This window comes from Acidovorax sp. AC410 (genome assembly GCF_979253235.1).
The window spans coordinates 3175694-3193472 of the sequence record NZ_CEEDCG010000001.1; the positions used below are offsets into that span (position 1 = coordinate 3175694).

A 17779-nucleotide genomic window follows, 5' to 3' on the forward strand; every position below is an offset into this window, starting at 1 on the left:
AACGTATGGACCACAGATTATTCAGGTGTTTGGCATGTGCAGCCTACGCTCCTAGGATACGCCCTGTTCCCTGCGACCGGCCCCGTCGGTTTCCCTGTGGCGGGCTTCGCGCCCGCCTGTGCATCCCGCAGGGGATCACGCTTTTGCCACTACAACAACCGGAGACATATCCATGCGTTTCACCACCGGCTCGCGCAGCCCGGTCGCTTCGTCGACCCTGTCCGTCCTGTCCACCCTGTCGGCCATCACCTTGCTGTCGGCCTGCGGCGGCAGCGACAGCCCCGCGTACCCACCCGAGGCCAAGCCCGTCGCCGTGGCCTGCCCGGCCGAGTTGCCCGCCACCGCCACCTGCCTGGGCGGGCGCGACTCGGCCGGCGCCTACTACCTCATCGCCACGCCCAAGGACTGGGGCGGCAACCTGATCCTGCACGCCCACGGTGGGCCCGACCTGGCCGCCCCCACGGCTGAGCGCGCGCAGGAAGACCTGGTGCGCTGGGCCATCATGGTCAAGGCCGGCTACGCCTGGGCGGGTTCCACCTTCCGCCAGGGCGGGGTGGAAGTGCGCGCCGCAGCCGAGGACACCGAGCGCCTGCGCCGCATCTTCAACGAACACGTGGCGGTGCCCAAGCGCACGGTGCTGCACGGCCAGTCGTGGGGCGCGGGCGTTGCCGCCAAGGCCGCCGAGATGTTCACCGCGCAGACCGTGGGCGCGCAGCCGTACGACGCGGTGCTGCTCACCAGTGGCGTGCTGGCCGGCGGCACGCGCTCGTACGACTTCCGCCTGGACCTGCGCGCCGTCTACCAGTACCTGTGCAACAACCACCCGCGGCCCACCGAGGCGAGCTACGCGCTCAACCTCGGCCTGCCCGCCACGCTGACCCTGGCGCGCGACGACTTCAACGCCCGCGCCAACGAGTGCCTGGGCCTGGACAAGACCGCCGCACAGCGCACGCCCGAGCAGCAGCGCAAGGTCGAGACCATCGAGAAGGTCATCAAGATCCCCGCCAGCGCCATCTCGGCGCACCTGAGCTGGGGCACCTACCACTTCCAGGACGTGACCGCCAAGCGCACCGGCGGCGCCAGCCCCTTTGGCAACACCGGCGTGGTCTACAGCGGCTCGGCCGACGACGCTGCGCTCAATGCCGGCGTGCTGCGCTACCGCGCCGACCCGGTCGCCGTGCAGCGCTTCGCCGACGACACCGACCCCAAGGGCACCATCCCCGTGCCGGTGCTCACCACCAAGTGGATCAGCGACCCCACGGCCTTCGTGGAGCTGGACGCGTACTTCAAGACCGTGATGGACCGCGGCGGCAGCGGCGACCGCCTGGTGCAGACCTTCGTGACCACGGGTACGCACAGCTACATCAGCGACCCGACCTACCCGGCCCTGGTGACCTCGCTGCTCGACTGGGTGGAAACGCGCACCAAGCCCACGCCCGCGAGCGTGGCCCAGCGCTGCACAGCGATGCAGGCGCAGTTCGGAGCCGGCTGCAGCTTTGCGCCGACGTATGTGCCCGGCGCACTGGAGACGCGGGTGCCTGTGCGCATGCGGCCCTGAGTGGGTTTGCGCAGCGGTTACGCCGGGGCGGGCAGGGTGTCTGCCAGGCGGGCTTCCACCACCGTACTGCGGAATTGCTTGACGCGGCGCTGCTGTGCATCGTCGCGCAGCCACTGCAGCGCATGCGGGCCCACCCAGACCTGCGCGTCCGGCTCGCCGGGGTTGGCCGACCGCCCTGGTATGGCAGGTCCAAAAGGAATGCCGGGGTTGCACCAGCGGACCACCGAGTTGATGTAGTGCTTGCGGACAAAGCGTCTCAGTGCCTTGTAGCGCAGCTCCACACCCTGGGCCGCATGCGCGCTGGCCTTGCCGGTGCTTACCGCAATGCGTCCTTCGGTCAGCACGCCGTCCGCGAAGGACTCGGAGCGCAGGAACTGCACGGTGGCCCATTCCGATTCGCAGTACCAGTCATTGCAGCCCGCGATGTAGCGTGCGTCCAGCGTGGCCTCATCGTCTGGCGACCAGAGGATGCAGTAGCTGCCGCCGATGGCATCGAGGGAGCGGTACGTCTGCGGCGCCGCAGTCTTCCAGCGCGGCCCGTCGATCAAGACCACCGCCGGATCGGCAAGGATCTGCGCCGCGAACTCGCGCTCGTCGTCGGGGTGCATCACAAAGCGCAGCTGGCTGTTCATCGGCGAAGAAGGGCGGGGGCGTCTCTCTGGAATGCGCCGTCAGCGGTCCACGTACTGCGCATCGAAGCGCTTGCGCGCCGCCAGATGCGCGTCGGCGCAGGGGCCGGTGGCCGGGTCGGCGCGGCACACCGGGCTGGGCTGGAAGTAGCGGGCCCAGGCGTCGGCCCGGCGCTGCTGGCGTTCGGCCTCGAGCCGGGCGGACAGGGCCTGGGCGGTCTTGAGATCCTCGTCGGCCTTCTTCTGGCCTGGGTCCTGCGCGGGCTGCGGGGCCTCGGCCTGCGGCGGTGCAGGGGGAGGCGGGGCGGGCTCGGGGGCGGATGGTGCTGGGGGCGGCGCGGGCTGGGCCACCACGGGTGGCGGTGGGGGCTGTGTGTTGCTGGTGCTGCTTTCGTTTCCCACGGGCCGTGGCGGTGTCAGCGCCGTGGGCGTGGCAATGGGTGCCGGCGGGCGCGGGTCGACGATGGCATCGTGGGCGAACAGGGCCGCCAGGCCGCCGATGAACACGCCCAGCGCGATCCTGGCAACGTCCGGCAGAAAGGGGCCTCTGCCGGCCGCGGGTGACGAATCTGGTTGCATGGCACACCTCCTGCGGGCAGTGTAGCCGTGCATGCGCCAGTGCACTGGTCAAATCGCAGGCACTGCGTTGAAACCCGCGCCAGTGCTGGGTCCGGCGGGCATGCACAGGTGTTATCCACAGGGTCATCCACGGTGGCTGTGGACGATTGCCACCCGCCGCGGGGCGTTGCGCACCGGGGCTGTGCGCAGCACCACGGGTGGGCTTTTTCCAGCCCTGTGCCAGGGCCGAAAAATTGCCCGGACCGCCGTGCCTCGCCGCGCAGCAGCGGGCTGATGAAAGAACAGGCACCGCGTCGCAAGCCGCGCCAGTGCTGGATTTGCGACGTATCCACGGGTGTTTTCCACAGAGTCATCCACGGCAGCTGTGGATGGCGTGTCTGTGCCTGCACGCCGCGCCATCGGCGCGCTTTGGGGCCGGCCTCGGGGGTGGCTGCGGCGCGTGGCTGATGAATTCGCGGGCACCGCGTTGCAGGCCGCGCCAGTGCTGGGTCTGGCGTGTCTGCACAGGGGTTATCCACAAAGTCATCCACGCCGGCTGTGGAGTTTGCGGGTGCCTGTGGCGGCCCTGTTTCACCCGCTGCACGGCCATTGGTCAATTCGCAGGCACCGCGTTGCAAGCCGCGCCAGCATTGGCTCTGCGCAGCATGCACAGGCCTTTTCCACAGGGTCATCCACGGTGGCTGTGGACTCATTGTGCTGTGCAGGCGCATGAGGCATGGCAAGGGGCAGGGCAGGTTCGCTGCGGACGGGCAGAGGCGCTGGTGGCTGCGCAAGGCTGATGAATTCGCAGGCACTGCGTTGCAGGCCGCGCCGGTGCTGGCTTTGGCGCGCAGGCCCAGTGCTTGTCCACAGGGTCATCCACGCCGTCTGTGGACGGTGTGTGCGCATGCTGCACGCCCTGCATGCGGCATTGATGAAATCGCAGGCACCGCGTTGCAGGTCGCGCCAGCCTTGGCTTTGCGCCGTATCCATCGCGGTTTTCCACAGGGTCATCCACGGTGGCTGTGGACTCTCTGTCCGCGCATGCAGCACCGTGTGTGGCGGCAGTCATTTGCGACAGGCATTTGCGGCAGGGGGTGGCGCGCTATGCCGTTGCCCGCAGCAGCTGCGCGATGCGTGCTTTGCACCAATGGATGGTGGTCTCCACTGCATCGGGCATGGCCGCCAGCCCATCGTCTTCCATTGTGCCCAGGTAGGCGCGCGCCGCGCGCTGCACCAGGGCTGCGTGCTTGGGCGGCATGCGCTGTGCTGCCCAGGCGGCTGCTGCATCCTTCGAGGCGATGGCGCCGGTGCTGGCGCTGTACCAGATGCGCGCCAGGGCGAGCAGGATCGGGGCCTCTTCGCCCTGCCAGTCGGGCGGTGCATTCCACTGCGCGATGGTGTCGGCCAGTGCCTTGCGGAAGTCACCGGCGGGCACGGGGGCGAACAGATCCATGGCGGTCGGGCCCAGCAAGGCGGTGCTGTGCAGCCGCAGCTTGGTGAGCAGAATGGCCAGGTCCGGGTCCACCATCGCGGGTTCGAAGTGGCCGGCCACGATGTCTTCGCGCAGCCATTCGCCAAACTGCATCTCGCGCCGCGCTGGGTAGCGCCAGGGCACGACCTCGCCGAGCGCCACCACCGTCACCTCCAGAGCGCGCAGCGTTGTGCCGGGGCTGCCGGGCGGGGCCGAGTGGGCCAGCAGTTCGCGCATCAGCGCTTGGCGCATGGCCTCGCCCAGAGGCCGCGCCAATGTCACCATGAGGTCGATGTCGCTGCGCGGCTGGAGGCCGCCATGCATGGCCGAGCCGTACAGGTGGATGGCTCGCAGGTCGTCGCCCAGGTGGTGGGCGAGCACGCCGCGCACCCGGGTGAGCTGGGAAGCGATGTGGGCAGGGAGAGTGGCCATGCCCGTCACGCGTATTTGCTGAAGACGAAGAAGCCGATGAGCCCCGCGAGCCCCAGCAAAGCCGCTGCGACAACGACCCGCGATGACCTCACGGGTGGTGGCTTGGGCCGCTCTGCCAGGAACTCGGCGTACGACACCAGGGTGGCCCGGGTGAGGTCCAGTTCCTCCTGCAACTGGGTGTGTAGCGCAGCATCGCGTTGCGGGTTCAGGCGCGCCAGTTGGCTTTCGAGCTTGCGGACCTGCTTCGCAAGTCGCCGGGATGCCAGGTCGCCTGTCGTGGGGAGTGTGTTCATGGGTGGGGTTGCGCCATCAAGGTTTGGTGCGCGAAGCGCTCAGGTAGGTCCGGTACACCCAGTACACCGCGTACCAGAAGAATCCTCCAATCAAGAGGGACGGTACCTGTGCCGCGTAAAAGCCCACCGGATCCTTGGCGCGAAACACCAAGCTGCCGCCACCTCCTTTCCCCCATTTTTGGGCCACGCCATCGAGAAGGCTCACACAGATACCGTAAGTGAATAGCGCTGCAATGCCGGCGACGATGATCAGGCATGCCCAGTAGCCGACCCGTTCAAATGGCGTCGGCGGTACCTCGGTGGAGTAGGGCTCAAAGGGCATGGGAGTTCGTCGCTTCGACAGGGATGTGGACGAGCATATGTCCAGCATGGCAAATCCCATGGTGCTGCGGGGAGATCGGTGCTCCGTGCATGGCCGTCCTTTCGGCCGCCTGCAGGAGGCGGCAGCGCCGTCTGAGGAGAACCCTCTACAGATTCAATTTACAACCTGATACGATTTGCGCGGATCGAGCCGGGTGCTCCGTGGGATGTGCAGTCCATGGGGGATTCAATGCGTGCTCTCACAGGCAAGGGCATCTGGGACATTTTTCGAGGAAACACGCGATGGACGCGGGCGCACGAAGACAACACCCGTTGGCATGCGGGCGGCTTGCAGCCGCGGCCCTGGCCTTGGCGGCAGGGCCAGCGGTGGCGGGCACCCTGGGCGGTACCCTGCAAGCGCAGATGCAGCTCACGGCAGGCTGTATGGTCGCTGGCAGTGCCGGCGCCACGACCGGCGTGAGCTTCGGCACCCTGGACTTCGGCACGCGCCCTGGCACCTTCACGGGCATCGTCACGGCCACCCCTTCGGGGGCCGAGGGTGTGTCCGGCCCTACCCAGCTTGTCTGCTCGCCCGAGGTGCTGGGCATCAGCATCCAGGTCGGTCCCGGCTCCTATGCGGGCCAGGGCACGGGCATCGGCACCGGCTCGCGCGCCATGCGCAACGGCAGCACCGCCGCTTACGTGCCCTACGAGCTGTACCGTGACGCCGGGCACACGCAGCCCTATCCCGCCGGCACGGCCATCACCGGTGTCAACGTGCCGGCCAATGGCGCGGCGTTCTCGTGGCCCATCCACGGCCAGATCAACAAGTCGAATCCGGCGGCGCTGCCCGCAGGCATGTACACCGACACGCTGCAGGTCACGGTGACCTACTGAGCCCCGGCGCAGGGATGAAGATGGTCGCGTGCATGCCTCGCGCCTAGGAGCGTGCGCGGCAGAAGGAGCATCGGCTGCAACGCCCGACAAACCGGTCTCGCCGGGTATCACCTCCGGCGCCCAGGGGGCCACCCTGTGCTTGTCGGTGCTACCCAGCGATCCTCGGTTTTCGGACGTTTCGCTTCGATGCCTTCTGCCGCGCACGCTCCTAGCCTCCATTTTGAGCTGATCCGCATGCCATGATGCATGCCAGACAACTCACTCGGCAAGGTGGATCGATGGGGCCCGCACAAGAGTTCATCCGAACCTTCGTCGCTGCAGAGCGGCAAGAGCGCTACCTGGCGCTTGCCAGCAAGCCATCCCGAAGACGCGACTTCATCTCGGCGCTGGCGCACGATGGTCGCCACCTGGAGCGCAAGTTCATGCAGCAGATCCCGGCGGTCGACGCCGTTGCCGCCAAGGTCGCTGCGCTGCTCAAGTCGCTCGGCGCAGGCCCGCGCTGCTTCGTCGTTGCTGCAAGCCATGGAGAATTCGACAACTGCGTGGCAGACACCGCGCCAGTGCTCGAAGCCCTGGTCGGCACATCCACGGACTGCATCGTCTTCTTTCCCGGCGCCGGCCTGGCCTACTACGAGAACCATGAGGGCGAATGCCATGTGCTTCGCCGTACAGCCGCACGCTGAACCGGTCGATCAGGCGCCTTGGCTCGATGCCTCAGGCGCCTGCACCATCGCTGCAAACCTGCCGAGCACGCTGCCGGCATCAGGCGTAGCGCTGACCAGGCCGCCGTCCAACTGGCTGGCTGCATCGCGCGTGCTGTTGACATGCCCGACATACGCACGCATCGCATCCGCCGAGAACTCGGGGTGGAACTGCACGCCCCAGCCGCAGCCGCCCACGCGAAAGGCCTGGTGCGGCTCCAGATCGCTGCAGGCCAGCAGCACCGCCTGGTCGGGCAGCCGCAGCACGCACTGGTAGTGGACCAGCTGCGCAGGAAACCGATCGGGCAGGCCCGCCAGCAATGCGTCCTCGCGCGCGTCCTGGCTCAGGTGGATGGACTGTGTTCCTACCTCCGGCCCCCCGGGCAGGTCATCGACCTCCCCGCCGAACGCATGGGCGAGCAACTGGTGCCCGTAGCAGATGCCGAGTACCGGCACCCCGGCCTCGACACAGCGCTTCATCCACAGCGCCAGTTGCTCGCTCCAGGGCTCTCGGTGCGAGACCATGGCGTGCGAGCCGCTGACCACGACCCCGGCCAGTTCGGACGGATCGGGGAGGGCGGATGCTTTTCGCGCATCCATCCGCCGCTGGGCATGGGTGCTACCGAGCCCGGCAGCAATCCAGTCGTCGAAATCGCCCAAGGCGTCGCGGATGTCGGCGAAGGTTTCGCCTGCGGAAACGATGAGGATGGGTTTGTTTGCCAGAGCGACGGGCCTGGCGTTGGGGCTTTCGGTCATGCGTGCGGCAGCAGGGTCGGCAAATAAAAAAAGCGCCTGGAAGGCGCCTGGCTTCCAGCCACTGACTGTGGTTTTCGAACCAAGGAAAAAAGCTAACTCTAGCAAAGTCAATGGGACGCTGGATGCAATCGAGAACGTGCAGAGCAGCAACAAGGCGTGCTAAAACGAGCAAATGAAGGGTGATGACCGTCGTCGCCCTGGTGCTTGTAGAGGACCCATATGCCGTGTCATCAATGCGGAAAACCCGCGATGTATCAAGTAGGAGAACAAAAAATCCCTCTATGCCTCGAATGCTTCTCAAAGGTGCAGGCTCTCAATCAGCAAGAGATGGACAACGCAAGAATGCTTGCAAACCTTGCGATTGACCAAATGAATTCGCAGTTTGGCTTTCTGCACACCATTCCCCGCATGCAGTCAAGCCCTGTCCCGGTTGTCATCCAAGGAGTCAAGATGCAGAACATCAATGTAAACAACAGCGTTGTTGGCGCGATCAACACAGGCGTCATGCAGTCAGTTGACGTGACCATAAGTGCACTGAACGGGATTGGAAATACTGCTGCTGCAGACGCGGTGAAGGGTGTGTCAGAAGCGATATTGGGAAGCTCGGATCTAACTGCAACTCAAAAGAATGAGCTCATCGAGTGCATGAATGTCATCGCTAAGGAAGCTGCAACACCAGAAGCAACCCGAAGCAATGCAGTTGGAAAATCGTTGCTCGAAAAAGTCATTCAGACAGTCTCAGTTGCAAACGACATTTCGGAAGTGTGTTTGAAATGGTGGCCCGTGCTGCAAGGCCTTTTCAACGCAGGTGCGAGTGCTACCTGAGATCCTATTTGAGGCTGCTGTGATCTGGCTTGGTGACACGATAGATAGCGCGCTTCACGCTTGACACGTGGACCTCGAAGTAGTCGGCCAGGGCCTGCATGGTGTACTTGTCCGATTGGTACATGCGCACTAGCTTGACCTCGGTCTTGGCGGGCATCGAGCGGTCCCGGCCGAACTTCTGGCCCCTGGCCTTGGCCGCTTCAAATCCTGCAGCGCAACGCTCGCGGATCATGGCCCGCTCAAACTCTGCGAAGGCGCCCAGCATGTGGCAGAACATGCGGCCGGCCGGTGTGCTGGTGTCGATGGATTCGGTGAGGCTGCGGAAGCTGATGCCGCGTTGCTCAAGTGCTTCCAGCAGTCGCAGCAGATCGCGCAGGCTGCGAAACAGCCGATCCAGCTCGTAGACCGCGAGCACATCACCAGGCCGAAGGCGCGCGAGAAGGGCCTGCAGCTCGGGCCGCTTTGCTACGCCGCTGCGCTTCTCCTGCACCACGTTCGTGATGCCGGCGCGCTTGAAGGCGGCGAGCTGAACAGCGGTGTTTTGCTCTGTGGTCGAAACCCTGGCGTAGCCGTAAATGGTCAACGGTCTTGGTATTGGCTATCGAACTGTTTGCGAGCCGCAAGAAACGCGTTTGCGCACCCGTATGCATTGGGATCAGCCTTGCAGGTTGGATGGGGCTGGTAGAAGGCTTCCCACGCGGCCTGCTTGCGGTCCTGGCGCGCTCGGTTGTTTCGCTCGATCAGGGCTTGAGTGGCGGGAGAAATGGCCTCGCCAGGGCGTTGAGCCTGTTGGGGCGGGGCAAGCACCTGATTGCGGGTTGAGTTGGTGGCGCTGGCCGCGTCAGAGCCGTAGAGCGGCTGACTTACCTGCTGATTCATGGCGGCCTGCAGCCGGTGAGCAAGCAGGGCTTCATGCCCAAAAAAGAGCATCAGGCCGCCCATAAAAATACCCAGTGCGAGCTTCACCACATCGACCAGAAAAAACCAAGTGCTGTCAGGTCGGTAAATAATTCTATGCATGCTTTTCCCTCCTGTTAAATAGTGTAACAACCGATGGAGAGGCCCGTGAGAGTGGGCCGGGCACGGGTTGCACGACTCCCCAACATGGGGTTTGTCACCCCATACCCCGACCCCAGGATCTACGACACAAGGTCTCCGGCCCGGGGCCCTCGGTTTGCCAGACAACAGGTCGCCCAATCCCGCAGAATGCGCTGATCCCAAGATGGAGAAACACCATGACTACGAACCCACCGACACGCCTTCCTTTGCACACGGTTGAAGACCTGTTCGACAAATTGAAATGGGATCTGGCACGACTCAGCGAGACCTGGGGTACATACGAGTCCTACAACTTCATCGTCACAGCACACCACCTGTACTACGACTGGATCACTCACCCGAACAGCCCTGCCACCGCAGACCAACGGGATCGCGCAAACCAGCTGCCAGCAGATGCAAAGGACGTTTTTCAAGCAATTACCGATATGTCTAACGGGTGCAAACATTGGCAACTTACTAACAAAAGGAGCTTGAATCGACAGGTTGTGTCGTTCGTAACGGAACCCATGTGTTCTGGGTGGGATTCCTACTTCGAAGGAGATATGGTTCATATCGAGTTTTCACAGTACTTCGTGAGCATGGGCGAGCTGTCCGCACTCGTGATGGAGTACTTCGAATGGATCGTCTTTGGCAAAAGCACCAAGTCGCTAGCAGGTCTGTCAGCAGCGCTTGACGCGATGAAGGCCTGATTCAAGGCAATACAGCTGCGGAGGCCTGGCGAGTGACCTGCAGAAGCACTAGCAGTTCGCTGCCGGCCTGGTCCGCGCTGTTGCTGTCAAACCAGCTCGGGAGGAAGGGCAAGAGGGTGAGGCGCACAGCGTCTTTGAAAACCTGCGGCGACAGGTCGAAGATGACACCGCTTTGCTTGTGCTCCACGCTCTGCAGGGAGCCGCTCTGGCCATTGGGTCAAGAGCACCGGCATGGACCAAAGCGATGGGGTGTTACTTGACGAGTGACCCGGAACGATCAAAACCCGAGAGCACGCAGCAGCTTCCTTCGCTGCGCGGTGAGCACCGGCCCCGCATGGCTCGCCCAGCGGGTCTTTTCTGTTTCCTCTGAATGGGCAAGGAATGCATTGCATCGGGGTCACCCCCCGCGCGTTGCACTTCCATCTTTCGGTTGCTCAAGTCCTGCCTTGATGGCGATGGGGGAACTCAAATAGTTTGCGATGGCTTTGCGGGTCGCGGCAATTCGCTTGTCTGACCATTCCACCCCAAGCATGTGCCCGTCGAATTTGTCCACCATTGTTTTCAGGTGACCAATGAAGGCCGTCTCCATTGTTTCGCTGCTACAAATTGTTTGTAGTGCTGCTCCGAGAACCACCCGAAGCGCAATGTCGTGGTTCTGCTCTGCTTCAGATCTGCCTTCAAGTATGGCCACTCGGTCTTCCAGAGACTTTTGCATAAATCACCTCTTTTCGATTGAAGGTGAGTATCGCAGGGCCTCCTTTCACGCGACATCCCCGCAGCCAGCGTGGGCCACCAGGCGGTGGAACTTCGCCGAAAGCTCGGTGCTGGAAAGCGAACGGTCAGCCCTGCCTTAAAGCAACACCGCCGTAGGGCTACAACTTCACAGCTTGGCGAGTACAGTTGCCTCAAAGTGAGGTGCGTATGGCTGATTGGGCTGACGTTGGGGTGGTGACATCAGTGGTGTGTGCCGTTGCGAGTGCCGTCGCGGCGGTGTTTGCTTATCGGGCAGCCGCAAAATCTGCGGATATTGCCGATAGGGCGGAGCGAAGGGCGGCCGAGCTTGAGCGAGCGAGATTGCTGTCCGCCATCTTGTATGCAGTTGACCGCGTGACGGTCGCTGTGATTGCCCATGGGAAGCTGGCTAACTCAGCGATGGCTAGTGTGCGCTCGCGATTCATAGAGGCCGGTGGATTCGGCGACTCACGGTACAAATTATTCGAGGCCGAGATCCAGTCTCAGCGCGAGAAGGTCGCCGACATCAAAAAGACGGTGACTGAAGTGTGCCCGAGGGATGAGGCTTGGTATGCGCACATGTCAATGGTTGACCTTACGGCACTTCACCGGCGCGTGGACTCAATGCACCTTGTGTTCGATGAGTTGATGTCCCGGCTTGAAGACCTTCGCGAGGGAAAAGTGTAGGTCCGGTCATACCGCAGCATGCCGCCGTCGGGTGGCTTGTTCTTTGGTGCACAAATAAGCACTCGCCCGCGCATAGCAGCCTCCGCACCCGCAGTTGCTTGCGACCCTTCACATTGGGTGCGTGAATGGTGAATGAAACAAAAAAACGCCCTGAAAGGCGCATGTTTGCTTGATACCTGGCGGAGACTGTGAGATTCGAACTCACGGACGGTTGCCCGTCGGCAGTTTTCAAGACTGCTGGTTTAAACCACTCACCCAAGTCTCCGGGAGGGAAGGCGCGTATTCTAGTCCACGCAAACCACCTGCCTGGCGGACGACTGCCTATGCGCCCGCTGGCGCCCCCGCCTTGGTCAGCATTCCCTTGGTTTCGATGAACCGCACCACCTCGGCCAGGCCGGTCAGGGTTTTCAGGTTCGTCATCACGAAAGGGCGCAGGCCCTGGGGCGTGGTGCGCATGCGCACGGTGTCCGACTCCATGATGCCGAGGTCGGCGCCCACGTGCGGGGCCAGGTCGGTCTTGTTGATGATGAACAGATCGCTCTTGGTGATGCCGGGGCCGCCCTTGCGCGGGATTTTTTCGCCCGCGGCGACGTCGATCACGTAGATGGTCAGGTCCGACAGCTCGGGGCTGAAGGTGGCGGCCAGGTTGTCGCCGCCGCTCTCGACGAAGACCACGTCGGCGTTCGGGAACTGCTCCAGCATGCGGTCGATGGCTTCGAGGTTGATCGAGGCGTCCTCGCGGATCGCCGTGTGCGGGCAGCCACCGGTCTCCACGCCCAGGATGCGTTCGGCGGGCAGGGCACCACTCACCGTCAGCAGGCGCTGGTCTTCCTTCGTGTAGATGTCGTTGGTGATGGCGATCAGGTCGTAGTCGTCGCGCATGGCCTTGCACAGCATTTCGAGCAAGGTGGTCTTGCCCGAGCCCACAGGGCCGCCGATGCCCACGCGCAGCGGGGGCAGGTGCTTGGTGCGGTTGGGAACGTGGTGCAGCGCGCTGGCGTGGGTCGTGGTGGTCATCATGATCTGAAAAGGCGGGAGTACTGGGTTTCGTGGCGGGCCGAGAGGATGGCCAGCATCGGTGAAAAAGCCTGGCGTTCGCCATCGGGCAGCGCCAGCGCGTGGGTGGCGGCTTCGGGGATGGCCTGGGCGAGCTTGGCCAGGATGCGCTGGCCCGCGCTCTGGCCCAGCGCCATGGACTTGAGCGCGGCCTGCACCATGTTCTCGGCCCAGCCGAAGGCAAAGGCCAGCAGCACGTCGTACACCGATGCCTCGGTGGTGGATGCTGCCAGCGCGAAGGCCACGGGGTAGGTGGGCGGCAGCGCGGCCAGGGCCTGCACCGAGGGCATGCGCGCCGCATCGCCCTGGTGCTGGTTGCGCAGCCAGTCGGCCAGGGAGCGGCCCATCTGCTCGGTCTGCAGGCGCAGCTCGCTGGTCTCGCGCGTGTGCAGCACCCAGTCGTTGAGTTCGCGCACATGCGCCATGTCGCCCTGGCGCCAGGCGCCCACGGCCTGGGCCACCACGGCCATGTCGCCGCGCGCCTGGGTGATGTGCAACTGGTCCAGCAGCCAGGCGGCCACCGCCGCCTCGGACGCGACGCCCGCGCTTTCAATCGCGCTCTCCAGCCCCTCGGAATACGAGAACCCGCCCACGGGCAGCGCGGGCGAGGCCAGCCAGATCAGCTGCAGCAGGCTGGCCGCGGGCAGCGCCGTGGGGGCGGGGGGCTCGCGCATCATCATGGTATGGGTGGTCTGCAACCCCGCGTGGTGCTGCGCTCAGTGTGCATGCTCGTGGCCGTGCCCGTCACCATGCTCGTGGCCATGCGCGTGATCGTGTCCATGGTCATGCCCATGGTGTCCGTGCCCGCCGCCATGCCCTGGCGCATAAGCGCCGCCCTCGGGCTCGAAGGCCATGTCCTTGGCATGCACGATCAGGTGCATGGCGCGCAGCATGTCGGCCAGCACATGGTCGGGCTCGATCTTCAGGTGGTCGGGCTGCAACTCGATGGGCACATGGCGGTTGCCCAGGTGGTAGGCCGCGCGCACCAGGTCGAAGGGCGTGCCGTGGTTCTTGCAGTGGGTGATGTAGAGCACCGCCTGCGGGGCCGCCAGCACGCGCACCAGCGAGCCGTCTTCGGCCACCAGCACGTCGCCGCCGCGCACCACGGTGCCGCGGGGCAGGAACACACCCAGCTCCCGCCCGCTGGAGTCGGTGGTGGAAAAGCGGCTCTTCTGGCGCACGTCCCAGTCGAGTTCGACCGTGGTGGCGCGCTTGAGCAGCACGGGGGCCAGGCCATGGCCTTGCGCGAGGAGTTTGCCGACGGAAATCATGGATGCCAAGGGAGAGAAAAAGGGGGCGGGCTCAGCGCGTGGGGCGCGAGCCCATGGCCGTGAGCACGCCCAGGCCGATGAAGGAGGTGCCGGCCAGGCGGTTGCCCCACACCGCATGGCGCGTGGCCTGGCCCAGGCGGGGGGCCACCAGGCTGGCGGCCAGCACATAGAAAAGATCGGTGCAGGCCGCTATGGCCACGAAGGTACAGCCCAGTGCCAGGGTCTGCGCCAGCGCACTGCCCTGCGCGTCCATGAACTGGGGCAGGAAGGCGGCAAAGAACAGGCTGGTCTTGGGGTTGAGCAGGGCCACCACGAAGCCGTCGCGGAACACCCGGCCCAGCGGCTGCCGTGCGCCGGTCTTCGCACCATCGCCGGCACTTGCCGGGGCCGCGAACCACATGCGCAAGCCCAGGTAGACCAGGTAGGCGGCGCCGGCCCACTTCACCACGGTGAAGGCGGCCGACGATACGGCGAACAGCGCCGCCAAGCCCAGCGCCGCGCCAATCGCATTGCCCAGGTTGCCCAGGGCCACGCCCAGCACCGAGGCCAGGCCGCAGGCGCGGCCCTGGGCCACCGTGCGCGCCACGATGTAGACCACCGCGGGGCCGGGGGTGAGCGCAAGGACGAGGCTGGCGCCCGCAAAGGCGAGCAGCAGATGGGTTTCGGGCAGCATGGGCGGCACTCCGGGGTTCGTTCAGCGATCGGTCAGAACAGGAAGTATCGCTGCGCCATGGGCAGTTGGGTGGCGGGCGCGCAGGTGAGCAGTTGGCCATCGGCGCGCACGGTGTAGGTCTGGGCGTCCACCTCCATGCGCGGGGTGTAGCTGTTGTGCACCATGTGCTCCTTGCGCACACCGCGGATGTTGCGCACGGCAACGAGGTTCTTGGCCAGCCCGAAGCGCTCGCCAATGCCCGCCGCCAGTCCCGCCTGCGAGACGAAGGTCAGCGAGGTGCGCGCAATGGCCCCGCCGAAGGCGCCGAACATGGGCCGGTAGTGCACCGGCTGCGGCGTGGGGATGGAGGCATTCGGGTCGCCCATGGCCGCCATGGCGATGAAGCCACCCTTCAAGATCAGCGCCGGTTTCACGCCGAAGAAGGCCGGCTTCCAGATCACGAGGTCGGCCCACTTGCCCACCTCGATGGAGCCCACCTCGTGGCTGATACCGTGGGCGATGGCCGGGTTGATGGTGTACTTGGCCACGTAGCGCTTGATGCGCGTGTTGTCGTTGCGCGCGCTGTCGCCTTCGAGCGTGCCGCGCTGCGCCTTCATCTTGTGCGCCGTCTGCCAGGTGCGCAGGATCACCTCGCCCACGCGGCCCATGGCCTGGCTGTCGCTGCTCATCATGCTGATGGCGCCCAGGTCGTGCAGGATGTCCTCGGCCGCGATGGTCTCCTTGCGGATGCGGCTTTCGGCAAAGGCCAGGTCCTCGGCAATGCCGGCATCCAGGTGGTGGCACACCATGAGCATGTCCACATGCTCGTCCAGCGTGTTCACCGTGTAGGGCATGGTGGGGTTGGTGGATGACGGCAGGAAGTTCGCCTCGCCCACCACACGAAGGATGTCCGGCGCATGGCCGCCGCCTGCGCCTTCGGTGTGGAAGGCGCAGATGCCGCGCCCGCCCACGGCGGCAATGGTGTTCTCGACGAAGCCCGATTCATTGAGCGTGTCGCTGTGGATGGCCACCTGCGTGTCCGTCTCTTCCGCCACGTCCAGGCAATTGCTGATGGCGGCGGGCGTGGTGCCCCAGTCCTCGTGGAGCTTGAGGCCAATGGCGCCGGCCTCGATCTGCTCGCGCAACGGTGCCGGAAGGCTGGCATTGCCCTTGCCGAGAAAGCCCAGGTTCATCGGGAAGGCGTCGGCCGCCTGCAGCATGCGCTCCATGTTCCAGGTGCCCGAGGTGCTGGTCGTGGCCAGCGTGCCCGTGGCCGGGCCCGTGCCGCCGCCCAGCATGGTGGTCACGCCCGAGGCCAGGGCCTCCTCGATCTGCTGCGGGCAGATGAAGTGGATGTGGCTGTCGATGCCGCCCGCGGTGACGATGTTGCCCTCGCAACTGATGACCTCGGTGCCCGGGCCGATGATGATGTCCACGCCCGTCTGCGTATCGGGATTGCCGGCCTTGCCGACGGCCACGATGCGCCCGCCCTTGAGGCCGATGTCCGCCTTGACGATGCCCCAGTGGTCGATGATGAGGGCATTGGTCAGCACCGTGTCCACCGCACCCGCATCGCGCGTGCGCTGGCTCTGCGCCATGCCGTCGCGGATGGTCTTGCCGCCGCCGAACTTCACCTCTTCGCCGTAGCCGCCAGCGCGCAGGGTGTAGTCGGCCTGCACCTCGGCGATGAGGTCGGTGTCGGCCAGGCGCACGCGGTCGCCCACGGTGGGGCCGAACATCTCCGCATAGGCGCGTCGTCCAATGGTTGCCATGGTTCAAAACCCTTTGCTGATGCCCGACGCGGGGCTGGAGAGGTTATGGATGGTGATCGGGTCAGGGCGCGGCATCACAGCGGCCCCTGCACCAGCCCGCGAAAGCCGTACACCGTGCGGTCGCCCGCATAGTCCACCAGCTCCACGGTGCGCTCCTGCCCGGGCTCGAAGCGCACGGCCGTGCCCGAGGCGATGTTCAGCCGCATGCCGCGCGCGGCCTCGCGGTCAAAGCCCAGGGCGCCGTTGGTCTCGGCAAAGTGGTAGTGCGAGCCCACCTGGATGGGCCGGTCCGCCGTGTTGCGCACCAGCACGGTCAGCGTGCGGCGCCCGGGGTTCAGGGCGTGTTCACCCGCATCGATCAGCAGCTCGCCTGGGATCATGGTGGCGTGTCCTTGTGCGTTGTTGGGGTCAAGCCAGTTGCAAGAGCATGGCGCCGCCCAGGGCGGCCACGCCGGCGCCGGCCGCGCGGGTCAGCCACACGGTGCGGTGGCGCAGCGCCCAGCCTGCGGCCAGGCCGGCGCAGTGCAGCAGCACCGTGGCGCAGAGCATGCCGGCCAGGGTCTGCCCAGCGCTGTCGCTGCCGGCCAGCTCATAGCCGTGGGCCAGGCCGTGGAACAGCGCGAAGACACCCACGCCCAGCGCCGCCACGATGCCCGGCACGCGCAGGCGCGATGCCACCAGCAGCCCCGTGGCCAGCAGCGAGGCGGCGATCATCGGCTCCACCGCCGGCAAAGCCACACCCTGCAGGCCCATCACCGCACCCACCAGCAGCAGGCTGGCAAAGCCCAGCGGGCCCCACAGCAGCTCGGGCCCGGCGCGGCGCGCGGCCAGCGCGCTCCACAGGCCCACGGCCACCATGGCGGCCAGGTGGTCCAGCCCGAACAGCGGGTGGGTAAAGCCGCTGAAGAAGTCGTTGTGCATGTGCGCGCCGCCATCGGTGTGGGCGCGGGCGGCCGTGGCCAGCGTGGCCAGGGCGATGAGGGCAAAGGTGCGTGATGCGCGCATGAAGTGGATCTCCAGGAAGAATACTTAGACGATGGGTTGATGGACCGTGACCAGCTTGGTCCCGTCCGGAAAAGTGGCCTCGACCTGGATGTCGGGGATCATTTCGGCGATGCCGTCCATCACGTCGGCGCGGGTCAGTACCGTGCGCCCCTCGCTCATGAGCTGGGCCACGGTCTTGCCGTCGCGCGCGCCCTCCATCACGGCGGCGCTGATCAGGGCCATGGCCTCGGGGTAATTGAGCTTGAGGCCCCGCGCCTTGCGGCGCTCGGCCAGCAGGGCCGCGGTGAAGATCAGCAGCTTGTCTTTTTCGCGGGGGGTGAGTTCCATGGTCTTGGCGGTGTGGTGATCGGATAGGGCGGTGCGGTGCCGTGCGCTGGAGCAAGGGCTCGCCCTGGTCCGCACCATCATAGTGAGCAAGCCCCGTGCCGGCCAT

At 65.4% G+C, this 17779-nt stretch carries 23 protein-coding genes, 1 tRNA gene and 1 pseudogene; 6 read left to right on the forward strand and 19 right to left on the reverse strand.

Annotated features, from left to right (window positions below; genetic code table 11):
- Window positions 1–172 precede the first annotated feature (172 nt).
- Window positions 173–1558, forward strand: coding sequence for a hypothetical protein (locus AC0IZS_RS14820; RefSeq protein ID WP_471636297.1), 1386 nt, complete (start codon window positions 173–175; stop codon window positions 1556–1558).
- Between the two features lie 17 nt (window positions 1559–1575).
- Here AC0IZS_RS14820 and AC0IZS_RS14825 read toward each other — a convergent pair whose 3' ends face one another.
- From AC0IZS_RS14825 to AC0IZS_RS14845, 5 genes are all read right to left on the reverse strand, one after another.
- Window positions 1576–2190 carry a hypothetical protein gene (locus AC0IZS_RS14825; protein ID WP_471636298.1) on the reverse strand — a complete coding sequence of 205 codons (615 nt, stop codon included), beginning with the start codon at window positions 2188–2190 and terminating at the stop codon, window positions 1576–1578.
- A gap of 39 nt (window positions 2191–2229) precedes the next feature.
- Complete coding sequence (locus AC0IZS_RS14830; RefSeq protein WP_471636299.1) at window positions 2230–2766, reverse strand: hypothetical protein; 537 nt, start codon at window positions 2764–2766, stop codon at window positions 2230–2232.
- 1084 nt (window positions 2767–3850) lie between these two features.
- Window positions 3851–4651, reverse strand: coding sequence for an aminoglycoside adenylyltransferase family protein (locus AC0IZS_RS14835; RefSeq protein WP_471636300.1), 801 nt, complete (start codon window positions 4649–4651; stop codon window positions 3851–3853).
- Window positions 4652–4656: 5 nt separating this feature from the next.
- Complete coding sequence (locus AC0IZS_RS14840; RefSeq protein WP_471636301.1) at window positions 4657–4944, reverse strand: hypothetical protein; 288 nt, start codon at window positions 4942–4944, stop codon at window positions 4657–4659.
- A 16-nt stretch (window positions 4945–4960) separates the two neighbouring features.
- On the reverse strand, window positions 4961–5266 hold the full coding sequence (locus AC0IZS_RS14845; protein WP_471636302.1) for a hypothetical protein: 306 nt from the start codon (window positions 5264–5266) through the stop codon (window positions 4961–4963).
- 281 nt (window positions 5267–5547) lie between these two features.
- Between AC0IZS_RS14845 and AC0IZS_RS14850 the strand changes: the two genes are divergently transcribed.
- Window positions 5548–6141, forward strand: coding sequence for a Csu type fimbrial protein (locus AC0IZS_RS14850; protein WP_471636303.1), 594 nt, complete (start codon window positions 5548–5550; stop codon window positions 6139–6141).
- A 278-nt stretch (window positions 6142–6419) separates the two neighbouring features.
- Complete coding sequence (locus tag AC0IZS_RS14855) at window positions 6420–6824, forward strand: hypothetical protein (protein ID WP_471636304.1); 405 nt, start codon at window positions 6420–6422, stop codon at window positions 6822–6824.
- Window positions 6825–6833: 9 nt separating this feature from the next.
- Here AC0IZS_RS14855 and AC0IZS_RS14860 read toward each other — a convergent pair whose 3' ends face one another.
- Complete coding sequence (locus tag AC0IZS_RS14860; protein WP_471636305.1) at window positions 6834–7598, reverse strand: glutamine amidotransferase; 765 nt, start codon at window positions 7596–7598, stop codon at window positions 6834–6836.
- Between the two features lie 249 nt (window positions 7599–7847).
- Between AC0IZS_RS14860 and AC0IZS_RS14865 the strand changes: the two genes are divergently transcribed.
- Window positions 7848–8423 (forward strand): hypothetical protein, encoded by a 576-nt coding sequence (locus AC0IZS_RS14865; RefSeq protein ID WP_471636306.1) that lies wholly within the window; start codon window positions 7848–7850, stop codon window positions 8421–8423.
- A 4-nt stretch (window positions 8424–8427) separates the two neighbouring features.
- On the opposite strand, the gene AC0IZS_RS14870 is transcribed toward AC0IZS_RS14865, so the two are convergent.
- Window positions 8428–9006 (reverse strand): recombinase family protein, encoded by a 579-nt coding sequence (locus tag AC0IZS_RS14870; RefSeq protein WP_471636307.1) that lies wholly within the window; start codon window positions 9004–9006, stop codon window positions 8428–8430.
- A complete protein-coding gene (locus AC0IZS_RS14875) occupies window positions 9003–9443 on the reverse strand; it encodes a hypothetical protein (protein WP_471636308.1) in 441 nt (146 codons plus the stop codon). Before AC0IZS_RS14875 ends, AC0IZS_RS14870 begins: the two co-directional genes overlap by 4 nt.
- A gap of 215 nt (window positions 9444–9658) precedes the next feature.
- Here AC0IZS_RS14875 and AC0IZS_RS14880 point away from each other — a divergent pair, with 215 nt between their 5' ends.
- Window positions 9659–10171, forward strand: a complete 513-nt coding sequence (locus AC0IZS_RS14880; protein WP_471636309.1) for a hypothetical protein — start codon at window positions 9659–9661, stop codon at window positions 10169–10171.
- Between the two features lies 1 nt (window position 10172).
- Here the strand turns inward: AC0IZS_RS14880 and AC0IZS_RS14885 are convergent, their stop codons facing one another.
- Together AC0IZS_RS14885 and AC0IZS_RS14890 are read right to left on the reverse strand one after the other, a co-directional pair.
- Entirely contained in the window at window positions 10173–10358 is a 186-nt protein-coding gene (locus AC0IZS_RS14885) for a hypothetical protein (RefSeq protein ID WP_471636310.1), read from the reverse strand.
- 210 nt (window positions 10359–10568) lie between these two features.
- On the reverse strand, window positions 10569–10886 hold the full coding sequence (locus AC0IZS_RS14890; protein WP_471636311.1) for a hypothetical protein: 318 nt from the start codon (window positions 10884–10886) through the stop codon (window positions 10569–10571).
- Between the two features lie 206 nt (window positions 10887–11092).
- Here AC0IZS_RS14890 and AC0IZS_RS14895 point away from each other — a divergent pair, with 206 nt between their 5' ends.
- Window positions 11093–11590, forward strand: a complete 498-nt coding sequence (locus tag AC0IZS_RS14895; RefSeq protein WP_471636312.1) for a hypothetical protein — start codon at window positions 11093–11095, stop codon at window positions 11588–11590.
- A gap of 177 nt (window positions 11591–11767) precedes the next feature.
- On the opposite strand, the gene AC0IZS_RS14900 is transcribed toward AC0IZS_RS14895, so the two are convergent.
- The 9 genes and pseudogenes from AC0IZS_RS14900 to AC0IZS_RS14940 all read right to left on the reverse strand — a co-directional run bounded on the left by AC0IZS_RS14900 (window position 11768) and on the right by AC0IZS_RS14940 (window position 17673).
- Window positions 11768–11855, reverse strand: a tRNA-Ser gene (locus tag AC0IZS_RS14900).
- A 56-nt stretch (window positions 11856–11911) separates the two neighbouring features.
- Complete coding sequence (gene ureG, locus AC0IZS_RS14905) at window positions 11912–12607, reverse strand: urease accessory protein UreG (RefSeq protein WP_471636313.1); 696 nt, start codon at window positions 12605–12607, stop codon at window positions 11912–11914.
- A complete protein-coding gene (locus AC0IZS_RS14910) occupies window positions 12607–13323 on the reverse strand; it encodes an urease accessory protein UreF (RefSeq protein WP_471639532.1) in 717 nt (238 codons plus the stop codon). Before AC0IZS_RS14910 ends, ureG begins: the two co-directional genes overlap by 1 nt.
- 42 nt (window positions 13324–13365) lie before the next feature.
- A pseudogene (ureE, locus tag AC0IZS_RS14915) lies at window positions 13366–13917 on the reverse strand (urease accessory protein UreE); the annotation flags it as partial.
- Between the two features lie 31 nt (window positions 13918–13948).
- Window positions 13949–14590, reverse strand: a complete 642-nt coding sequence (locus AC0IZS_RS14920; RefSeq protein WP_471636314.1) for a LysE family translocator — start codon at window positions 14588–14590, stop codon at window positions 13949–13951.
- A gap of 32 nt (window positions 14591–14622) precedes the next feature.
- The gene (gene ureC / locus AC0IZS_RS14925) at window positions 14623–16341 is read right to left on the reverse strand and encodes an urease subunit alpha (protein WP_471636315.1); all 1719 of its coding nucleotides are present in this window, start codon (window positions 16339–16341) and stop codon (window positions 14623–14625) included.
- Window positions 16342–16415: 74 nt separating this feature from the next.
- Entirely contained in the window at window positions 16416–16721 is a 306-nt protein-coding gene (locus tag AC0IZS_RS14930) for an urease subunit beta (protein ID WP_057201498.1), read from the reverse strand.
- A gap of 28 nt (window positions 16722–16749) precedes the next feature.
- A complete protein-coding gene (locus AC0IZS_RS14935; protein ID WP_471636316.1) occupies window positions 16750–17346 on the reverse strand; it encodes a HupE/UreJ family protein in 597 nt (198 codons plus the stop codon).
- 24 nt (window positions 17347–17370) lie between these two features.
- Window positions 17371–17673 carry an urease subunit gamma gene (locus tag AC0IZS_RS14940; RefSeq protein ID WP_055399013.1) on the reverse strand — a complete coding sequence of 101 codons (303 nt, stop codon included), beginning with the start codon at window positions 17671–17673 and terminating at the stop codon, window positions 17371–17373.
- Between the last annotated feature and the right edge of the window lie 106 nt (window positions 17674–17779).

What these genes read in the sequence shown, in the direction of transcription:
- AC0IZS_RS14820 (WP_471636297.1), top strand. Translation starts at nt 173, where the DNA reads ATGCGTTTCACCACCGGCTCGCGCAGCCCGGTCGCTTCGTCGACCCTG.
- AC0IZS_RS14825 (WP_471636298.1), bottom strand. Translation starts at nt 2,190, where the DNA reads ATGAACAGCCAGCTGCGCTTTGTGATGCACCCCGACGACGAGCGCGAG.
- AC0IZS_RS14830 (WP_471636299.1), bottom strand. Translation starts at nt 2,766, where the DNA reads ATGCAACCAGATTCGTCACCCGCGGCCGGCAGAGGCCCCTTTCTGCCG.
- AC0IZS_RS14835 (WP_471636300.1), bottom strand. Translation starts at nt 4,651, where the DNA reads ATGGCCACTCTCCCTGCCCACATCGCTTCCCAGCTCACCCGGGTGCGC.
- AC0IZS_RS14840 (WP_471636301.1), bottom strand. Translation starts at nt 4,944, where the DNA reads ATGAACACACTCCCCACGACAGGCGACCTGGCATCCCGGCGACTTGCG.
- AC0IZS_RS14845 (WP_471636302.1), bottom strand. Translation starts at nt 5,266, where the DNA reads ATGCCCTTTGAGCCCTACTCCACCGAGGTACCGCCGACGCCATTTGAA.
- AC0IZS_RS14850 (WP_471636303.1), top strand. Translation starts at nt 5,548, where the DNA reads ATGGACGCGGGCGCACGAAGACAACACCCGTTGGCATGCGGGCGGCTT.
- AC0IZS_RS14855 (WP_471636304.1), top strand. Translation starts at nt 6,420, where the DNA reads ATGGGGCCCGCACAAGAGTTCATCCGAACCTTCGTCGCTGCAGAGCGG.
- AC0IZS_RS14860 (WP_471636305.1), bottom strand. Translation starts at nt 7,598, where the DNA reads ATGACCGAAAGCCCCAACGCCAGGCCCGTCGCTCTGGCAAACAAACCC.
- AC0IZS_RS14865 (WP_471636306.1), top strand. Translation starts at nt 7,848, where the DNA reads ATGTATCAAGTAGGAGAACAAAAAATCCCTCTATGCCTCGAATGCTTC.
- AC0IZS_RS14875 (WP_471636308.1), bottom strand. Translation starts at nt 9,443, where the DNA reads ATGCATAGAATTATTTACCGACCTGACAGCACTTGGTTTTTTCTGGTC.
- AC0IZS_RS14880 (WP_471636309.1), top strand. Translation starts at nt 9,659, where the DNA reads ATGACTACGAACCCACCGACACGCCTTCCTTTGCACACGGTTGAAGAC.
- AC0IZS_RS14890 (WP_471636311.1), bottom strand. Translation starts at nt 10,886, where the DNA reads ATGCAAAAGTCTCTGGAAGACCGAGTGGCCATACTTGAAGGCAGATCT.
- AC0IZS_RS14895 (WP_471636312.1), top strand. Translation starts at nt 11,093, where the DNA reads ATGGCTGATTGGGCTGACGTTGGGGTGGTGACATCAGTGGTGTGTGCC.
- ureG (WP_471636313.1), bottom strand. Translation starts at nt 12,607, where the DNA reads ATGACCACCACGACCCACGCCAGCGCGCTGCACCACGTTCCCAACCGC.
- AC0IZS_RS14910 (WP_471639532.1), bottom strand. Translation starts at nt 13,323, where the DNA reads ATGATGCGCGAGCCCCCCGCCCCCACGGCGCTGCCCGCGGCCAGCCTG.
- AC0IZS_RS14920 (WP_471636314.1), bottom strand. Translation starts at nt 14,590, where the DNA reads ATGCTGCCCGAAACCCATCTGCTGCTCGCCTTTGCGGGCGCCAGCCTC.
- ureC (WP_471636315.1), bottom strand. Translation starts at nt 16,341, where the DNA reads ATGGCAACCATTGGACGACGCGCCTATGCGGAGATGTTCGGCCCCACC.
- AC0IZS_RS14930 (WP_057201498.1), bottom strand. Translation starts at nt 16,721, where the DNA reads ATGATCCCAGGCGAGCTGCTGATCGATGCGGGTGAACACGCCCTGAAC.
- AC0IZS_RS14935 (WP_471636316.1), bottom strand. Translation starts at nt 17,346, where the DNA reads ATGCGCGCATCACGCACCTTTGCCCTCATCGCCCTGGCCACGCTGGCC.
- AC0IZS_RS14940 (WP_055399013.1), bottom strand. Translation starts at nt 17,673, where the DNA reads ATGGAACTCACCCCCCGCGAAAAAGACAAGCTGCTGATCTTCACCGCG.